The sequence below is a fragment of the Paenibacillus macquariensis genome (genome assembly GCF_900156375.1).
Classification (GTDB): domain Bacteria; phylum Bacillota; class Bacilli; order Paenibacillales; family Paenibacillaceae; genus Paenibacillus_AQ; species Paenibacillus_AQ macquariensis.
The window spans coordinates 62,990-84,675 of record NZ_FTNK01000005.1; the positions used below are offsets into that span (position 1 = coordinate 62,990).

At 39.4% G+C, this 21,686-nt stretch carries 39 protein-coding genes and 2 pseudogenes; 34 read left to right on the top strand and 7 right to left on the bottom strand.

The features are described from left to right. Positions 1–41 precede the first annotated feature (41 nt). The 3 genes and pseudogenes from BW961_RS11025 to BW961_RS11035 all read left to right on the top strand — a co-directional run. Entirely contained in the window at positions 42–263 is a 222-nt protein-coding gene (locus BW961_RS11025) for a spore coat associated protein CotJA (RefSeq protein WP_139331613.1), read from the top strand. After that, the gene (locus tag BW961_RS11030; protein WP_068586844.1) at positions 263–529 is read left to right on the top strand and encodes a spore coat protein CotJB; all 267 of its coding nucleotides are present in this window, start codon (positions 263–265) and stop codon (positions 527–529) included. Before BW961_RS11025 ends, BW961_RS11030 begins: the two co-directional genes overlap by 1 nt. A 25-nt stretch (positions 530–554) precedes the next feature. Further along, positions 555–938, top strand: a pseudogene (locus tag BW961_RS11035) (manganese catalase family protein); the annotation flags it as partial. An 11-nt stretch (positions 939–949) separates the two neighbouring features. On the opposite strand, the gene BW961_RS11040 reads toward BW961_RS11035, so the two are convergent. Beyond that, entirely contained in the window at positions 950–2,389 is a 1,440-nt protein-coding gene (locus tag BW961_RS11040) for a recombinase family protein (RefSeq protein ID WP_068586846.1), read from the bottom strand. 12 nt (positions 2,390–2,401) lie between these two features. Then, positions 2,402–3,073 carry an XRE family transcriptional regulator gene (locus BW961_RS11045; RefSeq protein WP_082867519.1) on the bottom strand — a complete coding sequence of 224 codons (672 nt, stop codon included), beginning with the start codon at positions 3,071–3,073 and terminating at the stop codon, positions 2,402–2,404. A gap of 163 nt (positions 3,074–3,236) precedes the next feature. Here BW961_RS11045 and BW961_RS11050 point away from each other — a divergent pair, with 163 nt between their 5' ends. The 5 genes from BW961_RS11050 (at position 3,237) to BW961_RS30455 (ending at position 5,094) form a co-directional block, all read left to right on the top strand. Next, positions 3,237–3,479, top strand: coding sequence for a helix-turn-helix transcriptional regulator (locus BW961_RS11050; RefSeq protein ID WP_068586849.1), 243 nt, complete (start codon positions 3,237–3,239; stop codon positions 3,477–3,479). Positions 3,480–3,532: 53 nt separating this feature from the next. Beyond that, a complete protein-coding gene (locus BW961_RS30450) occupies positions 3,533–3,694 on the top strand; it encodes a hypothetical protein (RefSeq protein WP_169810303.1) in 162 nt (53 codons plus the stop codon). 45 nt (positions 3,695–3,739) lie between these two features. Further along, positions 3,740–4,501: an ORF6N domain-containing protein gene (locus BW961_RS11055; protein WP_068586851.1), complete on the top strand. Its 762-nt coding sequence runs from the start codon at positions 3,740–3,742 to the stop codon at positions 4,499–4,501. A gap of 14 nt (positions 4,502–4,515) precedes the next feature. After that, on the top strand, positions 4,516–4,770 hold the full coding sequence (locus tag BW961_RS11060) for a hypothetical protein (RefSeq protein ID WP_068586853.1): 255 nt from the start codon (positions 4,516–4,518) through the stop codon (positions 4,768–4,770). 177 nt (positions 4,771–4,947) lie between these two features. Next, on the top strand, positions 4,948–5,094 hold the full coding sequence (locus BW961_RS30455) for a hypothetical protein (protein ID WP_156510143.1): 147 nt from the start codon (positions 4,948–4,950) through the stop codon (positions 5,092–5,094). On the opposite strand, the gene BW961_RS30460 is transcribed toward BW961_RS30455, so the two are convergent. Further along, positions 5,084–5,251: a hypothetical protein gene (locus BW961_RS30460; RefSeq protein ID WP_156510144.1), complete on the bottom strand. Its 168-nt coding sequence runs from the start codon at positions 5,249–5,251 to the stop codon at positions 5,084–5,086. The genes BW961_RS30455 and BW961_RS30460 overlap by 11 nt on opposite strands. Positions 5,252–5,701: 450 nt before the next feature. Between BW961_RS30460 and BW961_RS11075 the strand changes: the two genes are divergently transcribed. The 16 genes and pseudogenes from BW961_RS11075 to BW961_RS11135 all read left to right on the top strand — a co-directional run bounded on the left by BW961_RS11075 (position 5,702) and on the right by BW961_RS11135 (position 14,535). Next, positions 5,702–5,911, top strand: coding sequence for a hypothetical protein (locus BW961_RS11075; protein WP_068586859.1), 210 nt, complete (start codon positions 5,702–5,704; stop codon positions 5,909–5,911). 55 nt (positions 5,912–5,966) lie between these two features. After that, entirely contained in the window at positions 5,967–7,595 is a 1,629-nt protein-coding gene (locus BW961_RS11080) for an AAA family ATPase (protein ID WP_068586861.1), read from the top strand. A gap of 3 nt (positions 7,596–7,598) precedes the next feature. Further along, positions 7,599–8,348: a RecT family recombinase gene (locus tag BW961_RS11085; protein ID WP_139331614.1), complete on the top strand. Its 750-nt coding sequence runs from the start codon at positions 7,599–7,601 to the stop codon at positions 8,346–8,348. Then, positions 8,329–9,141 (top strand): PD-(D/E)XK nuclease-like domain-containing protein, encoded by an 813-nt coding sequence (locus BW961_RS11090; RefSeq protein ID WP_068586862.1) that lies wholly within the window; start codon positions 8,329–8,331, stop codon positions 9,139–9,141. Before BW961_RS11085 ends, BW961_RS11090 begins: the two co-directional genes overlap by 20 nt. 11 nt (positions 9,142–9,152) lie before the next feature. Further along, positions 9,153–9,551 carry a hypothetical protein gene (locus BW961_RS11095; protein ID WP_068586864.1) on the top strand — a complete coding sequence of 133 codons (399 nt, stop codon included), beginning with the start codon at positions 9,153–9,155 and terminating at the stop codon, positions 9,549–9,551. Between the two features lie 45 nt (positions 9,552–9,596). Then, positions 9,597–10,490 (top strand): hypothetical protein, encoded by an 894-nt coding sequence (locus BW961_RS11100; RefSeq protein WP_139331615.1) that lies wholly within the window; start codon positions 9,597–9,599, stop codon positions 10,488–10,490. Next, positions 10,483–10,653, top strand: a complete 171-nt coding sequence (locus BW961_RS30465; protein WP_156510145.1) for a hypothetical protein — start codon at positions 10,483–10,485, stop codon at positions 10,651–10,653. Before BW961_RS11100 ends, BW961_RS30465 begins: the two co-directional genes overlap by 8 nt. Further along, the gene (locus BW961_RS11105; protein WP_068586866.1) at positions 10,623–10,895 is read left to right on the top strand and encodes a hypothetical protein; all 273 of its coding nucleotides are present in this window, start codon (positions 10,623–10,625) and stop codon (positions 10,893–10,895) included. Before BW961_RS30465 ends, BW961_RS11105 begins: the two co-directional genes overlap by 31 nt. After that, positions 10,892–11,395, top strand: coding sequence for a Holliday junction resolvase RecU (locus tag BW961_RS11110; RefSeq protein ID WP_068586868.1), 504 nt, complete (start codon positions 10,892–10,894; stop codon positions 11,393–11,395). Before BW961_RS11105 ends, BW961_RS11110 begins: the two co-directional genes overlap by 4 nt. 90 nt (positions 11,396–11,485) lie before the next feature. Continuing rightward, a complete protein-coding gene (locus BW961_RS30470; RefSeq protein ID WP_156510146.1) occupies positions 11,486–11,635 on the top strand; it encodes a hypothetical protein in 150 nt (49 codons plus the stop codon). 275 nt (positions 11,636–11,910) lie between these two features. Continuing rightward, positions 11,911–12,000, top strand: a pseudogene (locus tag BW961_RS31915) (HNH endonuclease); the annotation flags it as partial. A gap of 57 nt (positions 12,001–12,057) precedes the next feature. Next, entirely contained in the window at positions 12,058–12,216 is a 159-nt protein-coding gene (locus tag BW961_RS30905; RefSeq protein WP_169810302.1) for an AP2 domain-containing protein, read from the top strand. A gap of 111 nt (positions 12,217–12,327) precedes the next feature. Then, positions 12,328–13,491, top strand: coding sequence for a DNA cytosine methyltransferase (locus BW961_RS11120; RefSeq protein ID WP_076576815.1), 1,164 nt, complete (start codon positions 12,328–12,330; stop codon positions 13,489–13,491). 18 nt (positions 13,492–13,509) lie between these two features. Further along, on the top strand, positions 13,510–13,800 hold the full coding sequence (locus BW961_RS11125) for a hypothetical protein (protein ID WP_068586872.1): 291 nt from the start codon (positions 13,510–13,512) through the stop codon (positions 13,798–13,800). After that, positions 13,797–14,120 carry a hypothetical protein gene (locus BW961_RS11130; RefSeq protein WP_068586874.1) on the top strand — a complete coding sequence of 108 codons (324 nt, stop codon included), beginning with the start codon at positions 13,797–13,799 and terminating at the stop codon, positions 14,118–14,120. Before BW961_RS11125 ends, BW961_RS11130 begins: the two co-directional genes overlap by 4 nt. Beyond that, complete coding sequence (locus BW961_RS11135) at positions 14,110–14,535, top strand: hypothetical protein (protein WP_068586876.1); 426 nt, start codon at positions 14,110–14,112, stop codon at positions 14,533–14,535. The genes BW961_RS11130 and BW961_RS11135 overlap by 11 nt, the downstream gene beginning before the upstream one ends. Before the next feature lie 99 nt (positions 14,536–14,634). On the opposite strand, the gene BW961_RS11140 is transcribed toward BW961_RS11135, so the two are convergent. Continuing rightward, on the bottom strand, positions 14,635–15,108 hold the full coding sequence (locus BW961_RS11140; RefSeq protein WP_068586878.1) for a hypothetical protein: 474 nt from the start codon (positions 15,106–15,108) through the stop codon (positions 14,635–14,637). Between the two features lie 141 nt (positions 15,109–15,249). Beyond that, complete coding sequence (locus BW961_RS11145) at positions 15,250–15,765, bottom strand: DUF3231 family protein (protein ID WP_068586880.1); 516 nt, start codon at positions 15,763–15,765, stop codon at positions 15,250–15,252. Between the two features lie 150 nt (positions 15,766–15,915). On the opposite strand from BW961_RS11145, the gene BW961_RS30475 reads away from it, so the two are divergent. Further along, positions 15,916–16,092 (top strand): DUF7167 family protein, encoded by a 177-nt coding sequence (locus tag BW961_RS30475; protein ID WP_156510147.1) that lies wholly within the window; start codon positions 15,916–15,918, stop codon positions 16,090–16,092. Positions 16,093–16,119: 27 nt separating this feature from the next. Here BW961_RS30475 and BW961_RS11150 read toward each other — a convergent pair whose 3' ends face one another. Then, positions 16,120–16,323 carry a DUF6199 family natural product biosynthesis protein gene (locus BW961_RS11150; RefSeq protein ID WP_068586882.1) on the bottom strand — a complete coding sequence of 68 codons (204 nt, stop codon included), beginning with the start codon at positions 16,321–16,323 and terminating at the stop codon, positions 16,120–16,122. Positions 16,324–16,404: 81 nt separating this feature from the next. Between BW961_RS11150 and BW961_RS11155 the strand changes: the two genes are divergently transcribed. The 4 genes from BW961_RS11155 to BW961_RS11170 are packed head-to-tail and all read left to right on the top strand — an operon-like array spanning position 16,405 to position 17,634. Continuing rightward, on the top strand, positions 16,405–16,704 hold the full coding sequence (locus tag BW961_RS11155) for a hypothetical protein (RefSeq protein ID WP_068586884.1): 300 nt from the start codon (positions 16,405–16,407) through the stop codon (positions 16,702–16,704). Then, on the top strand, positions 16,697–16,945 hold the full coding sequence (locus BW961_RS11160) for a hypothetical protein (protein ID WP_068586887.1): 249 nt from the start codon (positions 16,697–16,699) through the stop codon (positions 16,943–16,945). Before BW961_RS11155 ends, BW961_RS11160 begins: the two co-directional genes overlap by 8 nt. Further along, positions 16,942–17,145 carry a hypothetical protein gene (locus BW961_RS11165; RefSeq protein WP_068586888.1) on the top strand — a complete coding sequence of 68 codons (204 nt, stop codon included), beginning with the start codon at positions 16,942–16,944 and terminating at the stop codon, positions 17,143–17,145. The genes BW961_RS11160 and BW961_RS11165 overlap by 4 nt, the downstream gene beginning before the upstream one ends. 12 nt (positions 17,146–17,157) lie before the next feature. Further along, the gene (locus BW961_RS11170; protein WP_076576818.1) at positions 17,158–17,634 is read left to right on the top strand and encodes a sigma factor-like helix-turn-helix DNA-binding protein; all 477 of its coding nucleotides are present in this window, start codon (positions 17,158–17,160) and stop codon (positions 17,632–17,634) included. Between the two features lie 679 nt (positions 17,635–18,313). On the opposite strand, the gene BW961_RS30480 is transcribed toward BW961_RS11170, so the two are convergent. After that, the gene (locus tag BW961_RS30480; RefSeq protein ID WP_156510148.1) at positions 18,314–18,481 is read right to left on the bottom strand and encodes a hypothetical protein; all 168 of its coding nucleotides are present in this window, start codon (positions 18,479–18,481) and stop codon (positions 18,314–18,316) included. Between the two features lie 387 nt (positions 18,482–18,868). On the opposite strand from BW961_RS30480, the gene BW961_RS30485 reads away from it, so the two are divergent. The 5 genes from BW961_RS30485 (at position 18,869) to BW961_RS11190 (ending at position 21,682) form a co-directional block, all read left to right on the top strand. Further along, positions 18,869–19,006: a hypothetical protein gene (locus BW961_RS30485; protein WP_156510149.1), complete on the top strand. Its 138-nt coding sequence runs from the start codon at positions 18,869–18,871 to the stop codon at positions 19,004–19,006. 41 nt (positions 19,007–19,047) lie between these two features. Continuing rightward, complete coding sequence (locus BW961_RS11175; protein WP_068586892.1) at positions 19,048–19,266, top strand: hypothetical protein; 219 nt, start codon at positions 19,048–19,050, stop codon at positions 19,264–19,266. Between the two features lie 83 nt (positions 19,267–19,349). Then, positions 19,350–19,658: a hypothetical protein gene (locus BW961_RS11180; protein ID WP_068586894.1), complete on the top strand. Its 309-nt coding sequence runs from the start codon at positions 19,350–19,352 to the stop codon at positions 19,656–19,658. A gap of 130 nt (positions 19,659–19,788) precedes the next feature. Further along, a complete protein-coding gene (terS, locus tag BW961_RS11185; RefSeq protein ID WP_394327625.1) occupies positions 19,789–20,442 on the top strand; it encodes a phage terminase small subunit in 654 nt (217 codons plus the stop codon). Beyond that, on the top strand, positions 20,435–21,682 hold the full coding sequence (locus BW961_RS11190; RefSeq protein ID WP_068586897.1) for a PBSX family phage terminase large subunit: 1,248 nt from the start codon (positions 20,435–20,437) through the stop codon (positions 21,680–21,682). The genes terS and BW961_RS11190 overlap by 8 nt, the downstream gene beginning before the upstream one ends. The last annotated feature ends 4 nt before the right edge of the window (positions 21,683–21,686 follow it).

Genomic DNA, 21,686 nt, shown 5'->3' on the forward strand with positions numbered 1-21,686 from the left:
AAGACGCGTAGGTATTATGATTCTTAAGGAGGAGACTTTTGTTGAACTCACAGATACGAAGCTATACACCTTTTGTTGGTCCTTTCGATCCCTGTCCGCCATTACTCTGTAGGACTTATGTGGTACCGCCTAATCAATTCATTCAATTCCAGCCATTAGGCTGGCCACAGTATAGTCTTTCTGAAGCTCTAAGACGGGGAACGCTTTGGCCAGCACTATACAGTCCATATACTGCTAGACAATCGCAAGGGAGGACTTCTTGATGGAGTTTACACAGTGTGATGACCAGTATTATGAATGGCTGGAACAACTTCAAACCGTAGATTTTGCTCTTGTAGAACTCAACTTATTTCTTGACACACATCCTGACGATCTAAAAAGCATCCAACAGTATAACCAACTGAGTCAAGAAAGAATGCGACTTGCGCATCAGTTCCAGGAAGTATACGGACCTCTTATGCATTTTGGCCATGCTTTTTCAAGATTTCCATGGCAATGGTCACAATCCCCTTGGCCTTGGCAAGTATAGAATCTAACGGAGGTGAGGTTTGTTCATGTGGGTGTATGAGAAAAAATTGCAATATCCTGTTAGGGTTAGTAAATGTGATCCCCAAATGGCCAGATATTTGGCTGAACAGTATGGTGGTGCGGATGGAGAGTTGGCTGCTGCGTTACGTTACTTAAATCAGCGGTATACAATACCGGATAAAGTTATTGGTCTGTTAACAGATATTGGTACTGAAGAATTCGCTCACCTCGAGATGATTGCGACGATGATCTACAAACTAACCAAAGATGCTTCTGTTGAACAACTGAAAGCAGCGGGTCTCGGTCCGCATTACGCGGCCCATGATAGTGCCCTATTCTATGAGAATGCAAGCGGCGTTCCATTCACAGCTGCCTATATTCAAGCGAAAGGTGACCCTATTGTAAGCTTAGGCATGTAGGGCTAACGCCATGTAATATCAACTAATTTACCGTCTTCAACTACAATTTTTTCTATTAGTAGGGCCAAAGCTTTTTTTGCCTTTAGCCTATCTGTGCCAGTTACATCGCCTAATAGTTTTTTTATATTCGATTTAACCCCTTGTACGTTACCCTTCTTTTTCTCCAATTCCTCTAACTTTTCATACAATAAGATCCTTTCACCATCAACTCGAGAACTTGCTACCTTTAAATCATTTGCTGAAATTAAATCATTCTCATATGCTTCAATTTGTTTTTGTATCCTTTTATCGATTCTTGTAAGTTGTCTTTTTATATCTTCCTTTTCATCCTCGTCAGTCACAGTCATCGCTATTTTTAAATTAAGATTTTTTTCGGAAGTATAATACGCTTTTTCAATTTCTTCTATTATGTGTTTCTCAAATGGATCTCGATGAAATGCATGGTGCTTACATCCGTAACCCAAGACATAAGATGAACAAATGTATCTAAAATAGGCATAATTCCCACTCGTTCTTTGATATCGTGCTGTACTGCCCTTCATATTACCGCCACAATGCTTACATTTAACTAATCCGGTAAGAAGATAAGACTCATTATCAGCATGTTTATGTGAGCGTGAGCGTGCTTTGAATATTAGTTGAATCTTCTCAAATTTCTCTAGGGGGATAATGGCGGGGTGGTTATCTTCGTTGGTTATCCATTTACTCTTGTCACGAATTACAGTCTTACCATTTTTATTTTCTCTTTTATTGTATATCATGACACCTGATAACATTTCATTGCTGATCAATCGCTTAACATTGACCTGATCCCACATCTTCCCTTTCCTTGTTGTAGATCCTGATTCATTCAATAATTTAGCTATCATTCTATGCCCATGGCCTTGTTCTGCTAATTCAAACATATATCTAACGTGTTTAGCTTCATCTTCATTAATGGCATACAATCCATCCTTTATAAAATACCCGTAACATGCGATTCCTAGCGCCTTATTTGTATTCTTAGCAAGAGATATCATATTATCTTTAACTCGCTCGCTCGTTCTTTCGCGCTCAAACTCCGCAAATGTTCCAAGTAGCTGAAGTGTCATTCTCCCAACGGATGTAGATGTATCGAACTTCTCAGTTGATGATGCGTAGTCACAATCATACTCCTTGAAGAAATTGACCATTTGCAATAAATCGAGTAGGTTTCTACCCAAACGGTCTATCTTTGTTGTTAGTACAAGATCAAATTCTCTATTCTCAATCCTCTTTATCATTTTTCTTAACAATGGCCGCTTAGTATTTTTTGCACTTACTCCATCATCAGAGAATATAACCGGCTCATCCCACACCATTGAAACACAGTATGCCTTTAGTCGCTCTTCTTGTTCGGCCAGGGAATTACCTTGTTCCACTTGTTCATCCGTTGAAACACGTATGTATGCTGCTACTCTCAATATGACGCCTCCTTAGTATTTAATATTAAATGGTGACATGAACCAAACCATTTTACCGATAACATTAATGGTTATTTCTTCTACCACGTTAGCATCAAAGGATTTAGCTGAATGTACTGTATTGTAACTGTCAGGTTCAAGGACTAAGGTGTTTTGAAGTTTATAAAACCTTTTCAAGGTTGCTTCATATCCATTTACAGATACAGCCACAATATCGCCATTAGATATTTCTTCTGTTGGATCGATTAATGCATATGATCCATTTGGAACTACTTTATTCATACTGTCTCCATTTACCTGGAGTAAAAATGCCTCTTGGTGACAGCTAAATATGTATTCAGGGATTTCTATATTATCGTCTACTGGGATCATTTCTAACGGTACCCCGGCCGCTATACTTCCGTACAAAGGCACTAATCTTGATTTACCTTCGATTGTATAAACTTCACTCGATTCTTTCAATTCCGATGTTTGTTGGTTGTTATCAAATATTAAATCATCAGTCTTAACTCCTAAAATATCAGCTATCATTTCTACTTTACCCATGCGAGGTTCAGTTTTGCCAGCCTCCCAATATCCGATAGTCACATCAGATACACCGACTCTTCTTCCTAACTCTGACTTAGACATTCCTTTCCCTTCTCTAATTTTCTTTAGGTTATTTGCGAAATTGATATTATTCACGTTAATCCTCCTAAGTAATTTTCTGTATTGTATCACATTTATAATAGGAAACGCAAATAAAACCTAAATAAAAATTAGATTAATTATATTAAACATTAGTTTATTTGGCATTGACTCTAATTAATAATTAGGATACTATTAATTCAACAGAGGAGGTGATTACATGAAGGATGTAGGAAAGCGAACTCTGAGAGAATGGAGAGCTAAGAGAAATTTAAGTAAACAAGATGTATCTATTAGATTGGGAATTAATCAAGTCACCTATGCAAAGTGGGAGAATAAGCCCTCAGTACTAAGAATAATTGATTTAGTTCGCATTGCACAAATATTGCAATGTAGAGTATGTGACATTATTCTATTTGAAGAAAATCCTAATTTTAACTTAGGATTACAAGAAATAATGTAAATTGGAAAGTTGGACAACCAGAAGCGCATAGATTAGAAGGGGAGGGATGTGGGATGCGAAAGGAAGAACAAAAATTTATAACTCGTTCTCATTTTAGAATTATAAATGGAGAAGAGGTAGAAATTGTACTCAGCGAGACTGATATTCCAGATCGGTGCAAACTTATTTGGACCGAAATAATGACAGGGAACAAATACGAATTAGTGGAAGGGTAAGCCTTCCCTTGTTGGACAAGCGTAATTAACGAAAGGAGCAGTCATATGAACCAATTACAAATTATCGATCATAACGGACAACGAGTTTTGACAACTAACCAACTTGCTGAATCATACGAAGCTGATCGGCAACAGATTAGTTACAACTTTATTAATAACGCTAAACGCTACGACCAGGGCAAGCACTTCTATTCTTTAACAGGAGATGCAAAAAGAGAGTTTTTAGACCGTCATGAAATTCAAGACGGTTCAAGAAACGCAGCCGTTTTATACCTTTGGACCGAAAAAGGAGCATGGCTACACGCTAAGTCATTAAATACAGATAAAGCATGGGAAGCATACGAAATGTTGATTGATGATTATTATTCCATAAAAGAAACTCCATCAATCGACCTAACCGGACTAAGCCCGCAACTACAACTCTTAATCAATATGGAACAGGGATTAAAGCAAATCGAACAACGCCAACAGGAGCAAGAACAAACACTTATCACCATCAAAGAAACCTTCCTGCAGCGTGACGAAAATTGGAGATCGAAGATCAATGGTCTGCTAAATGGTACAGCTAGAAGTTCCGGACAAGCATACAAAGATATCAGATCGGAGAGTTACCGAATCCTTGAAGATCGTGGACGGTGCGACCTAAAAAGACGGTTGGTTAACCTCAAAGATCGATTGGAAGAACAAGGAGCCACAAAAACCAAGCTTAATGAAACCAATCGTTTGGATGTCATCGAGTCTGAACCGAGGCTAAAGGAAATCTATACAACGATCGTCAAGGAATTATCTATTGGGACTTTGGCTTAGAAAGGATGACAACCATGAAATATCAATTTAAAGGAATTATCAGAGGCACGTATAGTTGGTTCCAAGCTTCTGGGTTTGAAGAAGTTGCAGTATACAAATTCGAAGATGAAAACCTTCATGAGCTGCTAGACGGACTAGCTATTGATGAATGGTCATTCGTTTTAAAAGTTAATGGTCGTCGTATCAAAAATGTTATTCAGTACCTAAAGCGCAATAAGCTCAATCCTGAAAATTACATGCGTTATCAGAATGGAGAGTGGGTTGCATGAATGTTTCAGGATTCCCCATAAAAGACGGTTGGGTTTCATTTACCAAGGGTTAGGTAAGTCAGATAAATGTGAAATCGAAGCTAACGGCAGCAAGGTGATCATACGAGGCGGAGAAGATATTTTAAAGCTTCGTGACAAGCTTAATGAACTATATCCAGTTAAGGAAGGAGAATAAGCATGGAAAAGGAAATCAGAATTACTATCAACTCGCTTTGCAAGCTGATTCAAGAGAGTGTTAAAAAAGAAAATACCTCCGAAGAGTTGGGATCTCTAGCGAAGGTAATCTCTGCTACTGCTGAATTAATTACAGCTACTAAAGTTTAATGTTTTGCACTCTTGCTAGTATCTCGGGTAGCGCATTCTCGTATTCAGTCATCAATGTATCAACTGATGGCTTTTGACCAGAATATCGATTTTCCAAGTACAACATAGCTAGTTGGTGAGCTTTTGCGGTTGATGATAGAGATATAAAGTCAGACATTTAAAAACCTCCTCTCAAGAATATTAAAAGTTGGACACTTTCATTATTCGACACAAGAGGACAATAAACCTATCAAAAGGAGGAATAAACATGATTATCAAAGCAAGGACTTGGTTATCTCTAACATCTGGTGAGCAAATGTCAGCACTTAAATATTTAGCTGATCGGACAAGCAGGAAGTGGTCTAGAAGAGAGGGACAAGCATGAGGGCTGATAAGAGAATGAATGTATTATCTGTATGCTTCGGGAAAAGCGAAACCGCAATATTGAATAAGTCTCAAAACCTCTTAGAAATACACACAGTTTCACAGGCTAAGCCAATATATATAGCATCTGGAATCAAGAACGCATTAAAACTAAGGGACTTACTGAACGATGCTTACCCAGTGGAGGTTTACTCGAGTGGTAAAGACATGCGGGCACGAAAACGAAGTTAGGAGGATTGATGAATTGAGAATGGCAATTCGTATAAATTTCAGTGAAAATCACGAAGATCAACGAGCTTTATCTCAAGCAGGTGGAAGAATCGTTTTTCCACATAACAAGCCTCCCATGTTCGGATTTGATAATGAAGAACAGAGAATTAGGTATGAGCAGTTTAGAAAGATGTATAAAAACGAAAAAGTGACCACGGCTGCAACCGAGATCACTTTGAATTAAAAGCTTTGAAAAAATCTTACGGACAACATAACACAAATTTTAGGAGGATGTAAAGATGCATATTAAACGGATTGAAATAAAAAATTGGTTGGCTATCAAAGAATTGATGTTTAGTCCAGGGAAATTCAACAAGGTTTCAGGGGATACAGGAACGGGAAAGACAGGTCTTGTCGAAGCATTAGAAAAGGTGTTTACGAACAAAAGCCGTAGAACAGAAGTTATTCAGCATGGTGAGGATGAAGCAGAACTGTTCGTTGAATTGGATGATGGTTTGCAAACAACAAGGAAAATCCGTACTGAGAAAGCCGATTATTTAAAAGTGAAACACGATTCCAAAGCGGTTAGTAGTACGGAATCGTTTCTTAAGAAACTTATCAGTGGCGATATATTCAGACCTATTGAGTTTGTCCAAAAGAGCGCAAAAGAACAGACAGAAATTATCCTTAATATGCTTGCAATCGAATGGACAGTCGAGGATATAAAAAATTGGTTTGGAGAAATGCCCGAAGCTGATTACCAGTTGCATATCCTGCAAATTTTGAAGGAGATCGAGACAGGATACTTCACTGAACGAACTTCTATCAACGGAGAAATCAACCTATTGAGAGCCAACATTGAAGGTATTAAACGCGATCTACCACAGAACTATGACGGAGCAGAGTGGAAAGATGTTAATCTGCAAGCATTATATAAAGAGCTATCCGATGCGGAGGAATCCAACAAAAAGCTGGATGAAGCAATTAAGCTGATCGATGGATTAAATATCCGTATTGATGACATCAAGCAACGGTCTGCCAATGCTAAAGAATCTAAGGTGTTGGAATATAGTCGTCAACGCGAAACGTTGAATTCATCTATTAAACGATTGGGCGAAAACATACAGGATGAACAACTAAAAGTAGATGATGTATCTCGCAGAATTAGTGATGAAGGTATCAGATTGGATACCGAATTAGAACAAGTTATAGAACGCTTAAAACTACAATATCAGGCGAAAAAGAACATATCAAAAGAATCGATTCAGCAGGAAGGTGAACAGTCAACCTTGTTCATTGCGGAATATAAAGAACAACTTATCGAAAAGAAAGGTAATCTCTCAAATATTGAAGAGCATGAAAAGAAGGACCTTGAGAAGATTTCGGATCATGAAGCAAATCTGATTGTCACGGAGAACGAGAAGTCGGGCAATGCTCAGAAAACAATCGACGAATCTGTATTAATCGATGTTGAACCGCTTAAAGAAGCCGCTCATCAGGCTGCTGAAATGAAAGAGTATCTTCGAGAATGGGAACGCATGAATGAAATCATTAAAGAGAAGTTGTCTCCTAAAGAAGCTAGATCAGCCGAGTTAACAAACAAGATCCAAATGGCTAGGGATCTACCGAAAGAGCTACTTAAAACTGCATCCCTGCCAGTAGAAGGATTGTCGGTTGATGAGCAAGGGCGTATCCGCATTAACAACACGTTGATTGATGGCTTATCAGAAGGTGAGTCATGGAAGTTTGCTTTCAATTTAGCCAAGGAACAAGCCGGAGAGCTAAAGGTGATTTGTATTGATGGATGGCAAAACCTTGGGAGCAAACAACAAGAGATCATTGAGTCTTCCAAATTAGATGATTACCAGTACTTTGTTTTAGAAACAGTAGATGGGCAAGACTTGAACATTGAAATTATGGAGGGATAAACAGTGACTAATGACAACGTTATGAAGATTCAAGAGGCCCTGGACAATTTGCTAGAATCCAAAAACGGGGCACTTCCTTCTGGGTTTAATAGGATCAGATTCTTGCAAAACTGCAAAGAATACTTACGGGGAATTAAAGACATTGACAAGCATAAGGATGAGGACGTAGCGCAATTATTATTCAATGGTGCTGTTCTTGGATTAGATTTTTTGAATAATGAATGCCATGTAATTATCGAAGGGAACTCTATCAAATTCCAGACCGACTATAAGGGTGAAAAAAAGCTAACCAAGAAATACAGCGTCCGACCAATTCTAGACATATATGCAAAAAACGTCAGGGAAGGCGATGAATTCCGAGAAGAAGTAACCGATGGAAGACCAACAGTTTATTTTCTCCCACAGCCATTTAACAACAGTAAAATTATTGGAAGTTTTGCGGTAGCCCTGTTTGCAGACGGTGGAATGGTCTATGAGACGATATCTACCGACGAAATTGAATCAATACGTAAACACTACGGTAAAAATCCAAACAGTGACAGTTGGGAAAAAAGCCAAGGGGAAATGTACAAAAGGACAGTCCTGAGACGCCTTTGTAAGAATATCGAGATTGAGTTTGATGCTGAACAAACCTTAGCTTTTGATGCAGGAAGTGAGTTTGAGTTCAATAGAGATCCAAGACCACAACAGCAAAGCCCTCTTAATATTTTAGAAGTAAGCGAGGTGGCGATAGATGAAACTAACCAAGAGTAATTACTTTAGCCAAGAAGCCAACCGCCATTATATGTCTGTATCTCAGTTTAAAAGCTTCCTGCCCTCTTATGGGGGCTGTGAGGCTCAGGCAGTCGCCACGCTTAACGGAACTTATGAACGATCATCTGTCATGGCATTCATGGAAGGGCACTATGTACACGCTTGGAATGAAGGCACACTTGATGAATTCAAAGCTGATAACCCTGATTTATACAGCAGCAGAGGTGCAACCGCCGGACAGCTTAAATCTAACTTCCAACACTGCAACACGATGATAGAAGTCTTGGAAAACGATCCTAAAGTCATGATGGCTTTGGCAGGAGAAAAAGAAGTTATCATGACTGCTGAAATGTTCGGTATTCCATGGAAGGTGATGCTAGATAGCTATCAGCCCCATATTGGTTTATTCGCAGATTTAAAAGCACTAAAAGAAATGGACGGCAAGTGGTGGAACAAAGATGCTCAGGCTTATGAAAACTTCCTAGATCACTACGGATACACAATTCAGATGTCTGTATATGCAGAGATTGAAAAGCTCGTGAAAGGTCGGGAGAACTGGCTCTTACCCCACATGGTTATAGTGACTAAACAGAACCCGCCTGATCATGAAATTATCTACTTTGATTATGACGTTATCCAACAAAGTTTAAATATCGTGAAGAACAATATAGAGCGAGTTAAAGCGGTCAAGGCAGGGCTTGTCGAGCCTGTGAGATGTGAGAAATGTGAGTATTGTCGAATTACGAAAAAGATCCACACCATAAAGCACTTTTCAGAATTGAGTTTGTACTAGGAGGTGCTAGGATGTACGGATTTAACCCAGTGCCTAAGATAACTCACCGCCGCGCTAAGCCCAAGAGAGGCCGTCATACAGCCATTACAGATAAGTGTAGCAATGAGGTTAAACGGAGAGCATCAGAGGGCAATCCTGAAGGCTACTTGATCTGTGAGTTCTGTGGGTGTAGTCGTCCGGCTGTTAGGTTCGAACGTGCGCACCTTATCAATGCCAGTCAGTACGGATCAGGTGGGCAGCCATGGAACATCGCAATTGTATGTGGACCTAGAACCGAGACGGGTACATGTCATCAATTCTTAGATGATACAGAAGAAGGTCGAGAAATGAAGATGAAAAAACGAGCTGAATTAATACAATATTACACAATTGGACCGGGACGTTCGTGGTGGATTTATATAGCAGAATAAGTAGGTGGTGGAATGTCAGATCCATTAATTACGGGCGGGTACGTAATGATCGCCCGTAAAATCAGAAAATCTTCTCTATGGCTTTCTTTAAAATCGGCACACCGATTGGTCATGTTGGAGATATTGTTACAAGCTCAATGGCAGGATGTAGAGGTGGTTAGAAACGGAGAGGTGATACCTCTAAAACGGGGTCAATTGGCTACTTCTTATCAACAATTAATAGATGATATTGGTGATAAAGATATAACTATTAAGATCGTGAGAACAGCGATAGACAAGATGGAACGAGGTAAATTTTTGGCAAAGGACGAGGCAGTCCAAAAGGCAAAGAAAGGATTGCTTCTAACCGTTGATAAATATGGGTTTTATCAGGATGCAGAAAACTACAAGGGCAGTGTAGAAGGCAGTGAAAAAGGCAAAGCAAAGGCAGAGCAAGGGCAGAGTGAGGGCAGAGCGAGGGCAATAAATAAGAATATTAATAATCTTGAAGAAGGTGAAGAAGGTTTAAAACCTATTGTCGATTCTGACGAATGCGACCTCTCTTTTCAAAAGTTTTGGGATGCTTATCCGACAAAGGGAAGTAATAAAAAAATGACTTCACAAAAATGGTCAACCTTTTGGAAAAACAAAAAGATCAACCTTCAAGAAATGCTTGACGGAGTGAGTAGGTATATATCGTTTCAAAACCATCATGGTTATAGCATTTGTGCAGCTCAGGTATTTCTTAATCAAGAAAGATGGAGAGATGAATGGATCATAGAGGAGCAACAGCGATCAGCACCCAAAGGATTCAGTAGACCCAATTCAGGCACCAGTGGCAAAGTGAACATTCCTATTGCTCAAAACTCAGGCGGATCACCGCCAACTGAAGAAGAGTATCAAGAAATGATGCGAATGGCTGCTGAACTACAAGCAAGTAAGGAGGGACAACGTGCCTAACCCACCAATACCCACACAAATCAAACAGGAGATCATCCTAGCCACTCGAAACGATGATATCAAGGATTGGTCGACTAGAGTAATAGAGTCAGCAGAGACACAATACAGAGCTTTAGAAAGGGAGGGGAAAGCATGGGAACTAGAAAAAGCCATGTTGTACTAGAACCACCAAATGCCAAACGTAGGCATAAGTTGCATCTGGCATGTGAGGAAATGGATTTTACTTGGTGTACTGAAGAGGTTAAGGCCTTTGAGGAAATGTGGCTAGAGGGATTGGCATTCGAAAGCATTGCTAAACAATTAGAGCGAGATCCTGACGAAGTGTTGATCCTGCTGATCGACCGGGCGAGAAGAAATAAATTTATAGTAAAACGTCAAAACGGATTGTTGGGGTGGATGGCATGAGTACGCACGCTAACCGAGGAATGAAATTTGAAGAGCTTATAAATTACTCTAACGATCAATATAAAGCAAAAGGTATAGCGAATATCAAGAAAATATCCACCCCTTGGACAGTGTTGAGACAAGGAAAAAGGATCACCAGTGCATTCCCGAGCGGCCCTAGCACAGTGGATTTCATGGGTGACTGGCAAGGTAAGTCAATTTGTTTCGAAGCTAAAAGCACGAAGAATGAAACAAGTTTCCCGTTTTCTAACTTCGAAGAACACCAAATTGAGTTCATAAGAAGTTGGAAAGGTGAATCGTTCGCCCTGATCCACTTCGAATCATATGAGGAAACATACCTGATTGATCGCCTAAGCCTTCTTAGGATGTGGGACGAGCGAATGTTAGGGGGCAGGAAGAGCATCCCATACAAGTGGTGTCAGGAGTCCGCTAGATTGATAGGGAAAGGTGCGTATCAGAACCAAGGCGTGCTACTGGATTACTTGCCAGCGATTAGATAGGAAAGCAATTAATCCGCGACCCTTTGCTACCAAAAATAGAACTGGCGTTCTTATTATGGCACATTAAACCAATAAGGGAGAGAAGAACAAATGAGACGGATTGCGTTAAATGAAGAGCAGTTAGGCGAGGCGATACAACAGTACTTGGAGGAAAAGGGATATTACGTTCACAAGCTAAAGTTGGTTCATAACAATCGAAGTGGTGAGTTTTCAGCGATTGCAACAGTCGAAGGAGAATAAGGCTTTGCCGTAGGCCATCGAGACGAACGAATTCATAGGAGGAGAGAAGAATAAAAAATGATTATGAGGTGCGTGGTGATATAACGGCAATATTTCTTAGTCACAATAACGGAACGTTAGAATCTTTAATCAGTACAGACAAGTTGAATAAACTTCTCGAATTTCCAAATACATGGTATGCATCCTATAGCAGAAAAACAAAATCATATTATGCGTGTGGGAATATCACCATTTCGAACGGAAGCCGTAGGTTAACATCTATCCACAGATGGATAATGGAAAATCCAAAGAACATGATAGTTGACCACATCAACCATGACACATTGGACAATACCTCAGATAATCTAAGAAATTTAACAAACGCACAAAACATGCAGAACCGTAAGGGAGCTGCCAGCAATAGTAGTTCAGGAGTACGCGGAGTGAATTGGCACAAACAGTCGCAAAAATGGAATGTGCAATTGCGAATAGACGGAAAACGAATGAGTTTTGGTTACTTTGAAGACATCGAAGAAGCTAAGTCCGCAGCTATCCATGCGAGGAATCAACATATGCCGTATGCAACAGATAATATTGCATAGTACCCCAAGCCGTATAAGGGAATTTGAATTATAAGGAGATAGAGTATGGATAAGTTAACATCCATTTTATCCCATATAGAGAGTAACAGTTAGAAAGGACGGGAGACAGACATGAACCATTTAAGCCTATTTAGCGGAATTGGCGGAATTGACTTAGCAGCTGAGTGGGCAGGAATCACAACAGTAGCATGTTGCGAACGTGAACCATTTCCTCAGAAGGTGCTGCGGAAACACTGGCCTAATGTTCCAATATATGACGATGTATGTACGTTAACGAAAGCGAGGTTAGAAGATGATGGGATCGACACAAGAACAATTGGAATTATTTCCGCAGGATATCCTTGTCAGCCTTTCAGTGTTGCCGGGAACAGAGATGGCAAAGAAGACGACCGTCACCTCTGGCCAGAAGTTGCTCGACTCTTGCGGGAAATCAGGCCCAATTGGTTCCTTGGCGAAAATGTTGCTGGGCACATTACACTGGGGCTCGACGATGTGCTTACTGAATTGGAAAGTATCGGTTACACAGCGCAAACATTTGTTATTCCGTCTTGTGCCATCGGCGCCCCACATAGAAGGGATCGAGTCTTCATTGTGGGCTACACCGAACACGATGGATCATATGGGGCAGAGGTCGGAAGAAGCTTTAATCAGACAAGCGACTACGACAAGGAAAGGGAGAACAAAACCGGCGAACCTGAGAGAACAGGTAGACCCGGAAGTTATGAGGATGTGGCCGACACCCAAGGCAAGCATTCGAGGGGATTGTCCATCAGAACGGGAACGAAATACACCGGACTTGAGTGCAGCGGTGAAAATGTGGCCGACACCAAGGGCGAACGATCCAGAGAAACGCGGGAACTTCAATGCAGAAGATCCGAGGAACGGTTTGCCGGGTGCGGTAAGAATGTGGCCGACTCCACAAGCATCAGACAACAGGGACAGAGGAAATCTCTCCAATCCTTCAATTCAACGCAGAGTGGAAAAGGGAAAACAAGTGAACCTATCAATGGTTGCGTCGGAAAAGAGTGGTCAATTGAATCCGAACTGGGTAGAATCCTTGATGGGATTTCCACAAGATTGGACAAACATCAATGGCCTGCCGGATTAGGACAAGAGCAACATGATTGGGAGCCGCCACGAGTAGCGACTGGAGCAAAAGATCGAGTTGGTAGATTGAAGGGTTTAGGAAATGCCGTGAATCCACATCAAATATATCCAGTCCTAGCAGCCATTAAATCCATAAACTACAGCTTACACCCAGTATTGAATATATAAGCAAGGGAGAGATAACGGATGACAAAATTAATTTTAGATGTACTGAACAGTTTAGAGGTAGTTGAACAAGAGGGTGGAGACAGTGCCTATATCTTAGTTGAAAATACGCCAGAAACCAGAGCTAAGTTAAACGCTGTAGGAGTGACGGACGAACAGATCATGGCGTTTGGTGATGAGGAAACATTCTGCATTTTATCCTTAGCGTGTCATGAGGGATATGCAGACGGTTATCAAGATGGGAAGTTAGTCGAGTGGGGCGATATTGAAGATGAAATTATAGTCACTGAGGGGAGAGGTGATAAGTCATGACAGAGATACAAGAACGGTCAGTGGTGTTATCTAACGGATCAGAACTATTGTGGAATGATGAAGAGAGGATTCTATTTGTCCGGTATGGAGAGAAAGGAATGCCTATACTAACGTGTCCAGAAGCAGAGATAGATATTGTGCTAGATACATTAGAGAAGGCACAGAGTGAAGTAGAACGCCTTACAGCCGAGAACACCGAGAAGGACGCACTTATAAAGGAATTGGAACATCAGCGAGATTATTTCAGAGAAGACCGAAATTATCACCAGTTACGGGCAACAAAGCTATCTGGTAAAGGAGATAACCCTAATGAGCAATAGCATACACGGTTTCCAGATCGATGATATTGACGGATGTGAATTTGTTAAGAGTAGCAACATTGGAAGTTTGATGATTTCACTTCACCAAGACGATGAGAGCTTTTATACAGGTGAAATTCACGTTGTCTATCCAGATGCGTCCCACACAACGATAACCAAGGAAGAAGCCCAAATGCTTATAGACAGCGGAGAATGGATGGTATTGCTACAGGAAGAACCAATGAAGAAGATTTATAGGACGTATGCAGACACCGAAGTTACGATGCTATCAACTGAGGTGAAATGTCCATATTGCGGAAATGAGTGGTTTGAAGAAGATAAAAATGATTGTGGGAATACGTATACCTTACGGTGTGACGATGAATTTGATAACGGTTGTGGTAAGGAATTTGAAATGCATTTTGATGCTTCATAACCATTAAGGCTATATCAGAAAATACGCAGTAGACACAAACTGTGCACTAAAAAAGGGCACCTAAAAGTGAAGTGCCCAATCGGTCATTTCTCTTTAATATTATTTTGCTGGTGTGAAAGTAAAGGTTTCCTTGTATTTTCTATCATGGGATTCGTTGTTTGAAGGTTTTCCGTACCAGCTAATTTCGATTTGAAGCTCCTTTGAATTAACAGAAATAGGGAAATTAGAAAAGTCGACTATCTCACCATGTTTAAAATTTTTGTGATGATCGTCTGAAATGCTCAATCCATACTTTGTTTGGGTATTTGGTTCATCTCTATAGGAGTTGAGCATGACGTTTTCTAATCCAACTCCGATATTGGTGATGATAATGTTGTACATTTCACTTTCATTTTTACGAGGTTTTGACATCTTAGAGTCATATTTCTCAACTTTTTTGATTTCAACTTTCCACTGATCAGATTGTTTTGATGTAGGTGTTTTGAAGAGATCATTTGATGCTACGGCAGTATATGGAGAAATTCCAACGGCTATAAAACAAAAAGTTAAGAAAATTATTAGCTTTTTCAGCATTGTTGCCTCCTGTGAAATAATCAATTTTTAATTAGTATCTCTTTGATAAGAAAAAATATTCTATTGCACAGTACGACGATGTTACGCATTACTGGGGGGAAAAAATATTCCTGCTCAATGAGCAGGAATTATCCATTATAACTATTCTTTAGAATCAGGTCGCTTCACTTGAAGAGGAGGAGGAATAAGCCAACCTTTTTCTTTATTCAACTCAAGGATCTTAGCGCCGAAAGCAGCCATAGTGAGATGGTACTTAGCAAACAAAGCACCAACATCCACTCTAATTGATTGACCCATAGCTTGGCTACAAGCAACCAACCCAATAGCAACGTCTGCCGAAATTTTAGCAGCAATTTCAGGATCAGTAAATCTTGCGCCCGCAGGGATATCTTCAAGTTTTACTGGTGGTCTTTCAGGCATGATTGGTGCAGGAGCAAATCCATTTTCAGTAAGTATTTTATCGAATTCTTTAATCTCTAGTTTTGCTTGATCAATTAGATCATTGAGTATTTTTTTAAGGTCCTTGTCACCAGCGTGGTTTAAAAATGCTTGGTAGCATGATACAGCTCCTCTGGCAACCACAGAGCCACTCCATACACTAAAAATTTCACCATAATGCAATGGTTCATCTTTTGGATTGCCGTTTAAAATACCCATTATTTTAGCTCCTTCAATTCATAATTTTTAACATAGTTATTATGTCCGAGATAACTTAATTAATGTAAGAAGATGCAAAAGCCATATAAAAAGGTTATGGGGATAAAGATATAAACCATTATCCCCTAATAACAGGAGGTAAACAAAGATATGATAGTTAACTGGAAAATGAGTATTGGTTACCTAGGGGCTTGCAGAGAAGGCGAAGTAGAAATTCAGGACGAAGATTTTGAAGGATTGTCTGAAGAAGAACGAACAGTATTAATATACAAAGAAATTCATGAAGATGCTATGCAATATGTAGATATAAATCCAACCAATTTATAAGAGAGGAAGAAGAGATATGAGAGAGTGTTATGTTAATATTCCTATGATTAAAATGAAGATGCCTGCGACTGTGATTAACACTCCACTAATCTTTGTAAGAGTTAAATAAGTATCGCTTGGTTCAGAATCACCATCTACTTTCCAACCTTCTCTTAGTTGCCAGGCGAAGTTAGGATTCAAGATATTCAATATACCAATCGCTATAAATAAAATTCCAGCAAATATGAGCATTTAATTCAACCCCTTTTCAAATAAATACGCAGAAATTGGAAAATTGTTTCATTATCAAAATTAACTGGGAGGTAATCCCTAATGGAGAATAGAGACCTACAAGCCGAGCTTGCAGCCGAAAAAGAAAAATCAGCTCATTGGATATGTAAGCACACAGCAGCAGAACAAAAGTACCAGACTCAGTCTAATGTGATAGCTGAATTGAGAGGACGAGCTATTATGGCAGAAGAGAGAGAACAGAAGCTGAAGGAAGCTATAAAAGAAGCTCTAAAGTGGACTTGGTATCACGGTGAAGCCAACATGCTTGAGATAGAAAACGGATTGGAAGGCACTCTTGATACCCTTTACCCCTTAGATAAGGAGGAGAGCACTAATGTGTAAATGCCTACAAGAACTAGCCAGTCAACATTCCAAGAGTAGTCACCAGAACCGAAGGGATGCAGAGGTTCAAACAAATGTGAATATTAACATCATAATCAGACCCTATATATTTGATGATATAAAGGGTGCTCGGCTATCCAAAACGGTGATATATAAGGATATCCCACCTAAGTTCTGTCCGATCTGTGGTAAAAAGGTGCGCGGATACCAAGAAGCCAATTCTGCGGGGTCCAGAGCATGAGTGAAACTGTAACAGCTAAAACGTATTGGGTATGGACGGATAAAGCAGCGACAAAGAATCCAGCGTACAGCCGATCAGGTGAGCCAATATGGGAAGATAAACGTTATGAAGCTCCTAAACAATGGTTAACAGATGGATTGATTCAAGACGCTGAAGACGTGGACAAGGAAGGGCAAACAACTATATTTGACTTTATATAAGGGGTGAATACATTGAAGGAACTATTAAAGAGTTACAGAATTACACGATCACTCTTGATGAAAGCGAAAATAGATGCAAATGAAGAAGATGAACCATTAATCAGAGCTATGTTGTCAGATGTCCAGTTCGCTATAGACTGGCTAAATAGAGGTCATGAACCTGACCCTCGTAGACCTATACACCGTAGATCAGGAAGGCAACGCACTATCACTAAAGATCCATTGTATATGCAGTCATACGCTCAGCCGTCAGCTTGTGGGAGCCCAACAACATTAAGTGACCATGAAAGGTTTCAAATAGATGATGCACTGTCCACATTGAGTGAAAGAGAGAAACAGGCCTACACATTTCGGTATGGATTGTGCTTTAGTATTGGACAAGTTGCGCAGGAAATGGATATCAGTCGAGGTGCGGCCCAGACAATGTTGGATAGAGCAGAATTGAAGATAAAGGAGAATAAAGCAAATAGCCTATTCCTTGTGGGATAGGTTTTATAAAATGAAAAATTACTTAATAATAATTATAGGAATTTAATGTAATGTCTGTTAAGATTGATGTGCCTAAGTAACAGTTAAATCTCACTAAATGGTTTCTAAAGATCTTGGGGAAGATCTTGAGTGCCCACAATTATGTAAGTCATATTTTTATGAATGGAGGTGCATACGTCAATTTGATCCTGTCATTTGGAAAACACTCGCCATCGGCAAAAAAAAGCACGCCATCGGCGCAGGGTTTAGGAAAAATATTAAGAAAAATATATTTTTCTGATTAGGATTTTCTAATTTTGGAAAATAATTTATATTTTAGAGAAATAATAAAAAAAGCTTTCTATATATTGGTTAAATTTATATTAATAACATTATATTAGTTAAATTTATATTAATAACATTCATGTTGTTAAAAAAACTTATGAATTAAAAAGGAAAGATCAGGGGGAGGCCCTGATCTTTTTCTTATTGCGCATATTTGTAACCTGAAAGTCATGCCCGGCAAAATTCTCTAAAGATCTGTTAATACAAAAACACCTTTTCGGTTCGGCTCTGGTCTCAGGGGAATAAGACCATTACGAGTTAGAGGTTCCCTGGTCCAAAGACGACTATCGGTTATTTCAATTATGTACCGGCATCCTTTTAACCTTACTTACTTAAATAATTAATCATCACTTTACTAAGATCTAGTTGTTGTTCTAGTTGTAGTAGTAGTTGTTGTTTTGGTGTTTGTTACTGTTTCTGTTTCTTGTGTTACTTTGTTCTTTTTCTTCATTAATAGAATTACTAAAGGAATGATAGCGATCAGTACCTTTATGCCTAAGACAATACCAGCAGTTAAACTCATTCACGGCCTCTTTCTGGTGTGATAACAGACCGCCGTTAAGGCACTGCCAATATTATAACATTCATCATTATATTATTGAATATTAAATATTTATCATGATTGATATATTATATGTACGCAAGTAATACATGCTAATTTAAGAATTATTACCGATAGGCTTAATTACCACTACTAATTCTTTAATTGAATAATTTTGGCATTAAAAGTTATTCATTTTTCGACCTTTAAAGCGATTAATAGTACTTTAATAGCAAAATCGCCTGTAAGGTAGTGAGAAATTTCAAGGAAGTTAATTGATTAACTCTGATAGCTTGAATAAGTGGATTAATTGTATTACACCTGCCACCTATAATTAGAGAGTTTAATTATTCGTGAAGGAGCTTCACGATGAAGCCATTAGAGGAAGAAGCAACATATCAACAGCCTAAAACTGTACTCACAGTTTCAAATCCTGTCATTCGTATTATTCATAACTTGTTTCATACTAGCCATACCTTCGAGAGTGGCATTCTTAAATACAAATAATACCTCTTGGTGTAGAGTATATTTATCAGGAGGTGATTTGAATGAATATAAAAATCGAATTGAAAATCTATTTTATTGGAGGTAGAGAATTATCTGTTGCCACAGATTCCTCAATAATTGAGAAGTTGAAAATAGAAGATTGGATAGAAATTGGAGACCGACATATTAGAACTGCAAACATAACAGATATATCAGTGATTGAACTTGAACAAGATAATAAATTTAAGTATCCAAGCCCAATAATAGAAGGCGGTTTCTAAAATTGAGTCGCCAATAGGCTACATTCTTATTGCAGGTGAATACTTCCTGATGTCGAAATATGATGTAAGGGAGGTGATAAATAATGAAAGGATTTACTACAAATGCAGTAATAGCGCATGCTCAAAGCAAAAGATGGAGTTTCGTTAGATTTACTCTGATTTATCAAACTGGCAGAATAGCAGCAGTGACCAGTGAAGAGGTCATTCCTGATGAGGTACTTAATCTCCCAGTGGATTCTCATTATGCGGAAATCCGCGAAAATACTGAAGACAGGGCAATGTTTTGGAGCTATGCAACAGACGGTAACGTGTTTATTAATGAAAATCACATTCCGCCAACAGAGGGACCTGAACCGGTTATTATTGTAATGGAACCAGTCGAAAAGATTTAGTCTAGCTAAGCGCCCTAACAAGGTGCTTTTTCTTTTGCCTTCATAAGGTACAAACGTTACAAAACAACACAACGTCGGGGGTGGTGATAATGTAGTGGCTGATAATCATGTTTTAGCCGAGAAAGATTACATGGCGGGTCATAAATATAAAGAGATTGCCGAAAAATATGGTGTCACTCTCAACACGGTAAAGAGTTGGAAACAACGACATAGTTGGAGCCGTGATATGGGTGCACCCTTCGAAAAAGGTGTGCACACAAATAGAGGGGGCGCACCTCCTGGTAATAAGAATGCAATCGGGAATGATGGTGGAGCTCCTGAGAAGAATTCAAATGCTGTCACTCACGGGTTCTTTCGCAAGTTTCTGCCTGATGACACGTTAGAGATCATGGAAGAGATAGAAACACGCTCTCTATTAGATATGATGTGGGATCAGATAACAATTCAATACGCTGCTATACTCAGAGCTCAACAGATCATGTTTGTTGCAAATAAAGAGGACGTAACCAAAGTCTTAACTAAGTCTGCAGACAATGCGTTTGGTGGATCTGAGGAATGGGAATATCAACACGCTTGGGATAAACAAGCATCATTTTTACAAGCTCAGAGTAGGGCTATGAGTACTCTTCAAAGCATGATTAAGCAGTATGAAGATATGTGTCGTCAAGGTCATGCAGACGAAGAGCAACAGCTTAAAATCAGTAAGTTGAAAGCAGAGGTCAAGGCACTAGATAAAGTAAGTGCTGCTGAATCAGTAGTCTTTAAGGATGATCTTCATGAGTAGTAAAGAGATAAGTTTACAAGATACCGTAGGCAAAGGGTATGCCGACTTTTGGCGTTATGAGGGACGGTACAGAGTTGTAAAAGGTGGTCGGGGATCAAAGAAGAGTGTCACAACGGCATTGTGGATCGTATATAACATGATGAAAATGCCTTTATCTAATACATTGGTCCTGAGGAAGACATTTAATGCTCATAAAGATTCAACATTTACGCAACTTAAATGGGCTGCAAACCGGTTGAAGGTGTCTCATTTATGGCATTTCAAGAAGAGTCCACTAGAAGCTATATACAAACCAACAGGACAAATGATTCTGTTTAGGGGATTAGATGATCCAATGTCCATTACATCTATTACGGTGGAGAATGGATATCTGTGTTGGGCGTGGTTTGAAGAAGCCTACCAACTCATGAATGAAGATGATTTTGATAAGGTGGATATGTCTATACGTGGTGAGCTACCAGAAGGATACTTTAAACAATTGACGCTATCGTTTAACCCGTGGAATGAGAAACACTGGTTGAAGAAGCGTTTTTTTGACGTTCCCAATGATAATGTCATGGCTATTACAACTAATTATAGATGTAATGAGTTCCTTGGCGATGATGACCGCGCTTTGTTTGAATGGATGAAGAAGCACAAACCCAAGCGGCATAAGGTTGAGGGCGATGGAGATTGGGGTATAGCTGAAGGCGCTGTCTATGAGGACTGGCGAGAAGAAGACTTTGATTATCGTGCAATTGCGAAAATGAAAGGATATAAAGCTGTATTCGGCTTAGACTTTGGTTACACCAATGACCCGAGTGCGCTTGTATGTGCTTTGGTAAATAAAGAAGAGAAGAAGCTTTATATATTCGATGAACATTATGAACACGGCATGAAGAATGATGATATTGCAGCTATGATCAAGCGCAAAGAATATGCCAAAGAGCGTATTATAGCCGATTCATCTGAACCCAAGTCTATTGACGAAATACGCGGTCATGGAATTGGACGCATTCGTGCAGCTGATAAAGGTCCTGATAGCGTTAAGGCTGGGATTCAATTCATACAGCAGTTTGAAATCATTGTTCATAAATTCAATTGTCCTAATATTGCTATTGAGCTTTCCGGTTATGTGTGGGATCAGAATAAGGCAGGAAAGTTTCTTAATCGTCCAGTTGATGACTTTAACCATACGTTAGATGCTTTACGTTATGCCATGGAACAGATCCGTAAGCCAGATGCAATCTCATTTGATTAGAAGG